Annotated in this window: 11 protein-coding genes; all 11 read right to left on the reverse strand. The window is 52.5% G+C overall.

All coding sequences use genetic code 11. The features are described from left to right. Nucleotides 1-92: 92 nt before the first annotated feature. The gene (locus SBI19_RS28950) at nt 93-719 is read right to left on the reverse strand and encodes a hypothetical protein (protein WP_317973003.1); all 627 of its coding nucleotides are present in this window, start codon (nt 717-719) and stop codon (nt 93-95) included. Between the two features lies 1 nt (nt 720). Beyond that, a complete protein-coding gene (gene spoIIE / locus SBI19_RS28955) occupies nt 721-3,198 on the reverse strand; it encodes a stage II sporulation protein E (RefSeq protein WP_483312352.1) in 2,478 nt (825 codons plus the stop codon). Nucleotides 3,199-3,683: 485 nt separating this feature from the next. After that, the gene (locus SBI19_RS28960; RefSeq protein ID WP_317973005.1) at nt 3,684-4,169 is read right to left on the reverse strand and encodes a S1 domain-containing RNA-binding protein; all 486 of its coding nucleotides are present in this window, start codon (nt 4,167-4,169) and stop codon (nt 3,684-3,686) included. A 170-nt stretch (nt 4,170-4,339) separates the two neighbouring features. After that, nucleotides 4,340-4,651, reverse strand: coding sequence for a septum formation initiator family protein (locus SBI19_RS28965; protein ID WP_317973006.1), 312 nt, complete (start codon nt 4,649-4,651; stop codon nt 4,340-4,342). Between the two features lie 20 nt (nt 4,652-4,671). After that, entirely contained in the window at nt 4,672-5,292 is a 621-nt protein-coding gene (gene yabQ, locus SBI19_RS28970; protein WP_317973007.1) for a spore cortex biosynthesis protein YabQ, read from the reverse strand. Beyond that, nucleotides 5,289-5,573, reverse strand: a complete 285-nt coding sequence (gene yabP, locus SBI19_RS28975; protein WP_317973008.1) for a sporulation protein YabP — start codon at nt 5,571-5,573, stop codon at nt 5,289-5,291. The genes yabQ and yabP overlap by 4 nt, the downstream gene beginning before the upstream one ends. Before the next feature lie 56 nt (nt 5,574-5,629). Beyond that, nucleotides 5,630-6,148 carry a phage tail protein gene (locus SBI19_RS28980; RefSeq protein WP_317973009.1) on the reverse strand — a complete coding sequence of 173 codons (519 nt, stop codon included), beginning with the start codon at nt 6,146-6,148 and terminating at the stop codon, nt 5,630-5,632. 19 nt (nt 6,149-6,167) lie between these two features. Continuing rightward, on the reverse strand, nt 6,168-6,668 hold the full coding sequence (locus tag SBI19_RS28985; protein WP_317973010.1) for a phage tail protein: 501 nt from the start codon (nt 6,666-6,668) through the stop codon (nt 6,168-6,170). A gap of 51 nt (nt 6,669-6,719) precedes the next feature. Next, nucleotides 6,720-7,205 (reverse strand): phage tail protein, encoded by a 486-nt coding sequence (locus tag SBI19_RS28990; protein ID WP_317973011.1) that lies wholly within the window; start codon nt 7,203-7,205, stop codon nt 6,720-6,722. Continuing rightward, on the reverse strand, nt 7,135-7,824 hold the full coding sequence (locus SBI19_RS28995) for a GNAT family N-acetyltransferase (RefSeq protein ID WP_317973012.1): 690 nt from the start codon (nt 7,822-7,824) through the stop codon (nt 7,135-7,137). Before SBI19_RS28995 ends, SBI19_RS28990 begins: the two co-directional genes overlap by 71 nt. Continuing rightward, nucleotides 7,824-10,356 (reverse strand): S-layer homology domain-containing protein (locus tag SBI19_RS29000; RefSeq protein ID WP_317973013.1); only part of this gene is annotated, 2,533 nt, incomplete at its 5' end. The genes SBI19_RS28995 and SBI19_RS29000, both read right to left, overlap by 1 nt.

Here is a 10,356-nt window from a genome sequence, read left to right on the forward strand (position 1 = left end):
TACCAGAGCCAGCTTGCGAAGTAGGGGTTTTTCTTACTGTCCATTAATTAGGGTCTTGACCATGCTGACGCTCGCGTGCTCCGGGCTTCTTATCATGTGGAATAACCCACCTCCTTCCTCTCTTGCTCGATTGGCGGCACTCGAATAGGCGAGGTAAATCGTCGCGTTCTCACAGAGAAGATCATATAGACGTCCTGATAGGATGAACTCGCTCGTTTTCTTGCCTTAGGCGTTTCCGCCATACGGAAACGTGAATAGCTTCTAGCGATAACCGATTTCTGCCTGAGTCGTTTCAGCGCCCGATCGGATGAACGGACTTGCACCGTGGGCTGCTTCAATGTTTTGACGGACTGCTTCGGCGTCTTCATGGCAGGCAGCGTCGCACTAATAATCGGCAAGCTCATTCGATTCAGAAGCTGCTCCGGCAGACGAATCTCCTTCTTGAGCGGTGTGTATGTGAGAACCTGCTGCTGCCTTGGCGGTAACATTCGGAACGCCACTCTCGTTCGAGAACGCTTACGGCTTCGAGCCTGTATGCGTAAATACGACTGGAAAAGCTGCTGCTGTACCATATGCGGATCAAGCTTAGGCGGTCCTTCCGGCTGGATTGCCGTCTCCTCTACCATTTCAACTTGCGCCTGTACGCGTTCTACCAATCGATCACGGCTAACACGCTCTCTCGACTTCCGCTTCCCATTCACACTCACTCTATATTTCATATTAGCTCACCGTCCTTGGGCGCTCGAAGCGCGGGATACCCGTCCAGCGGAATGTTGCCCATTCCGGCTGGTGGCGTTCGACACGTGCGACAACAACCGTCATATCATCGACAATAGCACCTTCATGGTAACGAACGACCTTATCGAGCAGCGCATCGGCAATCGCCTGCGGCTCCGTTACGCTAATCTCTTGAATGATTCGCTTCATCCACATCTCCTTATTGACCGCATGACCCGGTGCATCATAGATCCCATCTGTCATCATAATGAGCGTATCTCCTGGCAGCAGCTGCATCGTAATGAGATCAACGTCGATATCCTGCAGAATACCGACCGGCAAGTTGTTTGCCGTAACCGGAATCACCTCCGTTCCTCGTTTGATAAAGCTTGGCGTTGAGCCGATCTTCAAGAAAGTCGTCTTCGCCGTATACATATCGATTAACGCAACGTCGACAGTCGCGAATACTTCGTCAGGGGAACGGAGCAGAAGCACCGAGTTGACTGACTTGATCGCCAGACGCTCGTCCATCCCCGATTGGAGCAGCTGCTGCAAAATAGTCAACGCTGTGCTGCTTTCCAGCCTAGCACGCTCGCCATTGCCCATACCGTCGCTTATCGCGACAGCGAATTTACCGTTGCCAAGTTCGACGGTGCTGAAGCTGTCTCCCGACAGCAGGTCGCCGCCTTTCGCAAGACCGGCAATCCCCGTTTCGACCTCGAATTCCTTGGCCGAGCCGAATGTAACCAATGCCGGCTCGCCGTGACGCTCCGGATAGCGTTCTGCTTTCACGGCAATATTTTCGCCCAGAATGTCTGTCAGCAGCGGTGCGATTATTTTACGACACTCGTCATACCCCCTTGCGAATAGATGATAGACTTCGATCTCCACATTGCCTTCTTCCAAACTTATAATATCGATGCTCTGAATAGACAGGCCTAGTCCCTCCAGCGCTTCGCGAATTTGCTCCTCTTGTAGATGCAGCGTCTGCCCTTCCCGCTTAATCTCCTTCGCCAGATCCTCCATCACCTGCGACACGCCCGACAACTGATCGGCGACGAGCTGCCGCGAATCGATAATTTGCTTCTTCCAATGGCGGTCGTTCTTATACAGCTCATACTGCTGAGCCATGACGCCGAGCACCTGCTGCGGCTTCACGCAATGAGAAGTCCATGACTTCGGCATTTCCTTGCTCGTTGGCTTGCGCCCCTCCTCGACGGATGTCATCATCTCTGTCATCAGCTTGTAAGTCTGATAAAACTTCGCATCCCAGCACATGCTGCGACGATGGCATGACTGACAGCTCTTCTCGGCCACAGCGTTCATGAAATGATTGAATTCCTCCTCCCGCTTCACCGCCTCGACGGCGCCATTGAATTCACCGAAGCTCTTCGACAGTTGGCGGAACACTTCCGAGAACTGCTCCACCCGCTCCGCCGTCACTTGACGAACACGCCTTGCATATTCATGCTGCGATTTCACGTGCTCCTGTGTACCCGGTACATAACGGGAGATCGTCCGGATCATCAAGCGCGGCGTCAGCAAGAATAACGTAGCTGCAACAAGCGATTCATAAGTCGAAGCCATCACATCGGATTGACTTCCTATATATATAGAAAGAATGGATGTGCCGAGCAGCATGCCGAACGAAACAGCCATTTTTCCCCCGTCCCTCATCAGTCCAGCCAGCAGGCCGGCGAACGCCAGCAAACTCATCTGCACGATCGCATTAAAGTCCGCCAAGCTCAGAATCAATCCCGCCACAACACCGACCGACGCTCCAAGCGGCGCACCTCCGGCGAAAGCGAACAGCAGCAGCATATATCTCGACATTACATGCTCAGCCGACATCCCGTAGATGCCCCAGCCGACAGTGCCCGTCATGATCGAGGCCATAAGGATCATCAGACAAATAATTTCTTCATTGCGCAGCCCGCTCGACTTCTTCGTCATCGTAAGGACCGGAATGGCTTGTACAAAGACAAGCGTCAGAACAAACGATAAGGCAGCTTCCACTGCGATCATCATCAGATCGTACCAGCCCAGCATATTCGCCAATACCGCTCCGAACAGCTTGACTAACAATGTAGAAGTGAATACAAGCAGCGGTGCGAACGATAACTCGGCTTTCTCGTACGATTCCAGTCCCTTGATCATCCAGAACACAACCGCCAGCTCCATCGCGATCCACGCCGGGGATGGTACCGGAGCGAAGAAGCTTCCTGCAACGAGTGCGAGGCCTGCCCAGAAGCTAACCTCACGTCTTAAGAAATAAAGAACGGCGAAATACGCAGCGGCGAACGGCATGAGCGATTCCAATATGACAGCGCGACCTAGCAGGAACCCGACGGCAACAAGGAGGATTGTCCACTTCTTAGCTGCAACCATTTGTACGAGCTTGCGCCCGGCAGCCCACTCGCGGCCCTTGCGAACCGCGTTCTGGACTGCTGCCGTACTCGCTTGCTGTACGCCTGGGAACATAACCAGCTTGCTCTTCTCCCTCACGAGATACACCACCATTTCCGAGTTAATGTGTTTCCCATTATAGGTGCGCATCTTTATGAAGTTTGTCACAACTCGCTTTATGCCTAAAATTTTTTTACGACAAAACGCCCGTCATGCCGCACGCTTGTCGGGAACCGCGTTCGTACAGGCCCAGCTTGGGATTGGGCCTCGTGAAGACAGCTCTCGTCGAACAGCTTCGACAGCGAATGGAACCGCTTACGCTTGACGAATTACCGTTTCCTCTGTCGGGATAGCTGGACTTTCGGGGGAAAGTAATTGGTATATCGCCGTATAGGCGGTGAACCGACGTCTGCCGACCTTTAAACCGCGCAGAACGTTTCATTCCGAGTAAATATGCGACAACATCCTAGCAGAGAAACGGATAAAGTCTTATATAACGCAAAAAAAGCAGAACCATAAGGTTCTGCTTCATTATGCTATGCTTATGAACTTCAATCGCTCTATACCCGCTTAGCACCGCGTCCGCCGCGTTTGCCTTCGGTGTTCTTCTTGAGGGAAGAAATACGCTCTTCGCTGTCTTTCAGGAAGCGCGACATTTTGTCTTCAAATGACGGTTTTCCATACGGCGCTTTACCAGAGGATGATTTAAACGGACGTCCGCCGCGGTCTTGTCCACCGCCGCCGCCCCGGTTGAATCCGCCGCCGCCTGCGCGTGGCTCGCGCTGCTGAGGTGCTGGCTGTCCCTCCGGCCGGTCGATTGCCTGTTTAATTGATAGTCCGATCTTGCCGTCCTTGTCGACATTGATGACTTTCACCTTGACGACATCTTCAAGCTTCAGGTGATCCTTAACGTCCTTAACGTAGTTGTCGGCTATCTCGGAGATATGAACGAGTCCCGTTACGCCTCCAGACAAATCAACGAATGCACCGAAATGCGTGATGCCTGTCACTTTACCCTCTAACTTCGCGCCCACTTCAATTGCCATAAAAGAAAATGTTCCTCCCTAAGGAATTATACATGTTGGTCCAAAGTGAACCAGCTTACGCTATTCTGCAATAGCGCGACTTGTTACATAGACCTTACTATAAGTAATTATAGCGTAACGTAGAAAGCAAGGTCAACAGACGAAGAACCCGATTTTGCAAGGTTAATCGACTATTCCGCCGACTGAATGATCTTCTCTCCATCACGTACCATGCCCTGTTGATTAGCTAGCTGGCCGATATATTCGGGATCACTTAGACGCTCGATTTCTTGTTTGAGATCAGCCATCTGTGTTTCCGAAGCAACCTTCTGCGCCTTCGCATCCGACAATCGCTGTGACTCGCTGTTCAAGCTGAATTCCTGATTAATTAGCGTATACAATGCCCAGCAAGCGAATATTACAACGCCCGCCATATAAAACCGCATGCGGCGCTTCGAACCGACCGATGTCGTCTCTGCTCCGCGCTGTCTTTCATTCGCCAAGAACACTGCACCACCTTTCTTCAGGGTTTACGGCCAAACGTACGCTTCCACCAAGCGGCCGTCTTACTTGCTAAGTTAGCACCTTTCTCACCAAGGCGCCAACGAGCAACAATCGGCATCAGCCATTTCATTAATGGCCGCAGCAGCGGCCTGAACATCCATCTAGCCAAGAGCCAGAATGGACGGATCAATTGTATCACAATTTTGTAGCAGAAAATAGTAAGAGCCAGTAAAAACCCAATAAGCACCTTGCACAGCTTGTACAAGACGAGCAATGGCCGAATGATGAAGATATGAAACATCCGTATGAATAAGCCGATCAGATAGCGCACCGCACCGATCGTCCAGCGGACAGTCGCGATGACAGCTCGACTGAGCAGCAGGAAGTAAACAATAACGCCAAGAGCCAGTCCCAGAAATACGTACGCCCGCACCTCGCCATTGTTGCCGGCGGACAGCACCTGGAATACGACAAGCGTCGCCGCTGCCCAATAGAGCAGGTCAAGCACCGGGAGCGTCCACTTGGCGAAGCGCAGCTCATGCGAGACTACGCGATAGCCATCGAACACAACTCCCATGCCGATACCGGACAGCAGCATCAGGCTCATCGTGAGCCACTGTTCACTAAGCGACAGATTCACTTGAACAGCTTCCCGAACAGGCTCTTCGATTTCGTCTGCGGACTGCCATCCAAATAGGCGAGAGAATGGATCAATCCTTCAATGGCGACTTGCCCTTGCTCTAGGCTGAGATGCTTCATATGCAGATTCTGGCCCCGAACCGTAAGAAATCCGAGCTCGGTCTCCAGTAAAAACTCCTCACTGTCGAAGCTTTCGACGTTACGCACGCCAGAGAGCTCGAGCAGCTTGCGGTTTTGCATCTTCATTTCTTGCCGTTTCTGACCTTTACTTGGATCCTGCATAGCCGCGTCCCCTCCTTCGAGACTAGCCTATGAAGGAGGGGACGCTATTAGAACTTCTATGAGCGTGGAGGGAATTCTCCATTGAGACAAATAATAAAGCTAGTCGCCAGATAAGGCTGCATGTTATTGTGCGCCGAAGATCCGCCCGTCGGTTGCAGCGCATTCGGATGCATTTGCGTATTCGGCGTCTGTGCATACAACTGCGTTCCAGTTCGTCCAGTAGAGCCCCATCCTGCTCCTGCCGGATCGGTCGTTGTTGCTGTGCCCCCGCCTTGGGGTACGTGCGTATGAGATGGAATCTCTGTGTCCAGAAGAGTAACGCTGACCTCTCCTTCGGCTGCACCTTGGTCCCGCAGCGTCAACCCTGGGCCTTGTCCGTATTGAATCGGTACACGACCGCTAAAGTCAGGAAGAGCGAAAGTGGTCTTTCCGTCACCGCCATACATGGTACCTAGTATAGAGAATAGTGCTGTATATCGCTGGATCGGCAGGATTGCGCCATTGCAGAACGCCCAGTTGTATGGCGGGTAATTTCCCGCAAACATTCTAATTTCCCCGATAAATGCATCAGCCATTTATGAACGCCTCCCTAATTTAGTTTCTTGGTGGATAAATACCTTGTGCTGCAATACAGTAGTTAATAGCTAAATAAGGCTGCATATTGCTGTGAGGCTGACTTCCGCCCGCTGCGCTAAAGGCAGCACTGGACATTGTTTTGTCCAACGTCGTCGAGAAAGAGTTGGCTTTGCTCTGCGGTACAGCCCATGTCATTCCTTCCGGCGACTTAGCTGTTCCGTCTCCATTGCTTGCCGACACATGATGATTATGGGCCGGCATCTCTGTAACCGTCAGCGTATGCGCCTCTTCGCCGCCAGTTGCCCCGATCGGCAAGCTGCTTGACTGATGCACCGGCACACGGCCGCGATAGTCAGGCAAAGCAAATGTTCTAATGCCATCGCCGCCATAAGCTGTGCCCAATAGCGAGAACAAGGCTGTGTTCGTACTGATATTCAGAAGCTGTCCATTGCACGGTAACCAGCCTTTCGGCACGAACCCGAAGCCGAACAATCGAATCTCTCCCAAGAACGGTTCCATAAACGATGTACCTCCCAAGTGTGGTGTTATGCTGTTACTCGCTCGTTGCTGCTAGCTCTGCGAAGGAAAAATGCCTTCTGTTGCAATAATGAAGCCGATCGGCAAGAACGGCATCATATTGTTATGCGGCTGGCCGCCGCCTTTTCCTGAAACGGATCCTGGATTCATCGACACATTGCCCGTACCCATTGCAACATATTCCACCGTATCGCCGGTTCCCCATACAGCTCCCTCGGGATTAGTCGTCGTCGCCGACGACGACGCGAGCGGCGTGTGCGAGTGGGAAGGCAATTGATTGATAGTTAATGAGACTGTTTCGCTGCCAGCTTGCTGACCCAACGCATAGTTCGTTCCGGATAGGCTAGATCCTTGTCCAACAGGTACTCGGCCGCGCAGATCAGGCAATGCAAACGTCGTCTGGCCATCACCGCCATACGTCGTGCCAAGCAGTGTGAACAATACTTCATTATTGCTGATCGGTAGAATTGATCCATCGCAAAGCAGCCAGCCCCGCGGTGCGTAGTTGCCCGCGAACATCCGAATTTCCCCAACATACGGTTCCAATCGTAACATCTCCTCTGTTGTCATTTAATGATCTGCAGCATTCCATTCCATTCCATTCCATTCTTACTTGCACTTCATTGCCTTCGACCACTTCAAATCCAAGTCTTGCATACAGCCGCTCCGCTGGACTACGGGCGGCCGCCGTCAGCCTTATCGGCTTGCCGGCCTGCTTGGCAATCTGCTGCAAACCGAGCACAAGCTTCGTTCCAATGCCCTGCCGTTGAAATTGCGGTAGCAGTGCAATATCGACAAGTGTCAGGGATTCCGTCCTATCTGTCACATGCAGCTTGCCGGCTTGTATATGTTCAACCCAAATCACATAAAGCACCGATTCAGGGTACTGCATCTCGTAAGAACGCTGCTGCATGTTATATTGCATCTGAATAAAGGATCGTGCAGCGTTCTCATCCCAACCCCATGCTGCAACCTCTTCCCTGCGCACCGCCTCATATACGTACTTCAGGAATGGATCACTCGAGCGAACAGGTGTCAGACGGACGGCATCGCTGGGGCCGGCAAGCGTCTCGTAACTAATCTTGCCTGCGCCTTCAGCTTCCGTTGAGCTTTGAGACTCGATGTTAGGCTTCGACATTAGATATAATCAGCTTTCTGCAGCAGCTTCTCGACCATGATCGCCAGCTGCGCGCGTGTAATAGGTTGTCCTGGCTGAAGATCGTCACCGATGCCGTTCACGATGCCGAGCGAGATACAAAGGGCGGCCGCATCACGCGACCAAGTATGCAAGGCATCTGCGTCATCGAACCCGCCCAATGACTGGTCGATTTGTTGACTCGACAAGGCTGCGTCCAGTCCGAGCAATGCTGCAGTACGTGCCATAATAACCATTGCCTCTTCGCGTGTTATCGTTGCGTTCGGACGGAACGAGCCATCGGCGTAACCGGTAATGATACCGTATCCGCTTGCGAATGACAGTACCTGCCCATACCAAGCATCTGCCGACGTATCCGAATAATTCTGTTCGGAAGTAATGCCGTACATGCCGAATGCTTGGACGAGAATCGAAGCGAATTCTGCTCTCGTTGCCGTTCGGTTAGGCTGGTACATTCCTTCACCCACACCATTGATTACGAGTCGTTCAGCTAAGTCGTTGATTTGCTGTGAAGCCCAATGGCCAGACGCGTCACGGAATTTGACTTTGGTTTCAATTAAGACGAACGTCCCTTGCGTTAAGCCATGTACACGAATGTCCGTGTTATTCGAGTTCTTGTCGAACTTCGTAGGCAGCGGTCTGAGCTTGCCGTTCGGCATTAGCAGTGCCGCCGTCGTCGGTTTGGCACCATTCAGTTCTTCCGGCGTGTAAGAGATATCGAGATATCCGTTAAAGCGCGATAAGTCGATTCGCTTGCCATTATCTTCGATGTATACCTGGTACTGCATGGGGCTCGCAACGATCTTGGCGCCCGCACGTTCGGCGGCTGCTTCTGCCTTATCCGCATTCGCATCGGTCGCTTCACCGATCTCGATCTTTAGTACTGCCGTTTTCGAAGTCATTTGAGCGGCTAACTGTGCCATAATTTTGTCCGGCAACGTAATGGAATGTCCGCCCATTTGAACTGTAAGACCGCGCTGCCCTTCCGCAAGCTTGTCGGTCATCGACGAATCCAATTCCACGATTGCCGCATCCATATCCGAGGTAACGTCCAGAACGATTGTTTCGCCTGGTTTGTTCGGCAGATCGCCGGCCCACTTGTCACCTTGAAGCTTGACGGTCACCGTATTGCCCAGGTCCGTCGGCCCCGACGTTATTACGAGATTGTCGTTAAACGTTGACTGATCATCTCCGCCCACCGTGACAAGCGTTGGCGTCTGCGGTTTCGTCGGCGGTATGATCACTGGCGAGAGGTTGCTCTCAACTGTTACGACAGCCGTATTGGAATAAGCCGAACCGTCGAATGACCGGTACGTGAAGGTTAAAGTGCCTGTTTGCGCCGGCTTATAAGTGAAAGCTCCGGTTGCCGCATCGAGATCCAGCGTTCCTGTTGCTGGCTGGTCAACAATCCTGTACGTTAAAGCGTCCCCATCGACATCGGTTGACGTCAAAGTCCCTTTTACTTCGGCATAGTCTGTAGTCGTCAGCTTGAGATCCTTCACGACAGGTGCATCATTGACCGCTGCAATTGTTAAGGTAAGTTTCGCTGTTGCCGCTGATGCTGCAGCGTCCGACTCGCCTTGCCATATCAGCGAGGTTTGTCCATTCCAGTTCTCTTCAGGTATGAAGGTAAGTGCGCTTGCATCCGCTGGGCTCAGCTTGTCGCCAGGTTTCACATCGACCCCACTCAACTGCAATTTACCGTGCGCAGGCAGCGATACAATCTCGATGCCGCTCAGTGCCGTACCATCCGCATTGGTGTACGCATAGTCGGACGCTGCAGTCTTATAAGGCACGTCCTCTGTACCGTTTGCCATATGGTTATGCAAGACCGGAATGGAACGCATGTCGATGCTGTCCGAGATTGGAGCGCTCTCGTTGCCCGCTGCATCCTTCAGCTTGATCGTGACGGTCTTCGTGCCGAAGCCGGCTGCTAGTGAGGTCTGCAGTTGTGAAGCAATCGGTTCCCAGCCGCTCCATGTCGCTCCGTTATCGACCGATACGTTCACTTGTGTTACACCTGATGCAGATGCACCGGCATCGTCCGACGATACATTCACAGTCACATTAGCATCTGTCGTGATAGCCGCGCTGCCGTTAATCGTGACAATGCCTGTCGGCAGTGTCATATCGACGCTAATGGTATCCGTTATGTCTGTCACATTGTCCGCAGCATCTTTCAACTGCACATGCACGGTCTTATCGCCGTCTCCCGTTGAAAGCGTCCAGGCTTTCGTCGCGGCGTAGCTTTCCCAGCCGCTCCATGTCGTTCCATCGTTAGAGAAACGCATCTCGACCGTCATGTCATCCGAACTCAGCGTCAATGCTGCCGACAGCGAGTTCGTGTAAATAGCTCCGCTATTAATAGCCAACGTTCCGACTGGTTTGGTCATATCCAGTGTAATGGTGTCGCTGATTACGGATACGTTGCCGACCGCGTCCTTCAGCTCTGCATTCACCGTCTTCGTGCCGTCGCCTGTGCTCAGCGTCCAGCTCTTCGCTGCTGCGTAAGCT

The organism is Paenibacillus sp. CCS19 (assembly GCF_033239625.1).
GTDB lineage: Bacteria > Bacillota > Bacilli > Paenibacillales > Paenibacillaceae > Paenibacillus_T.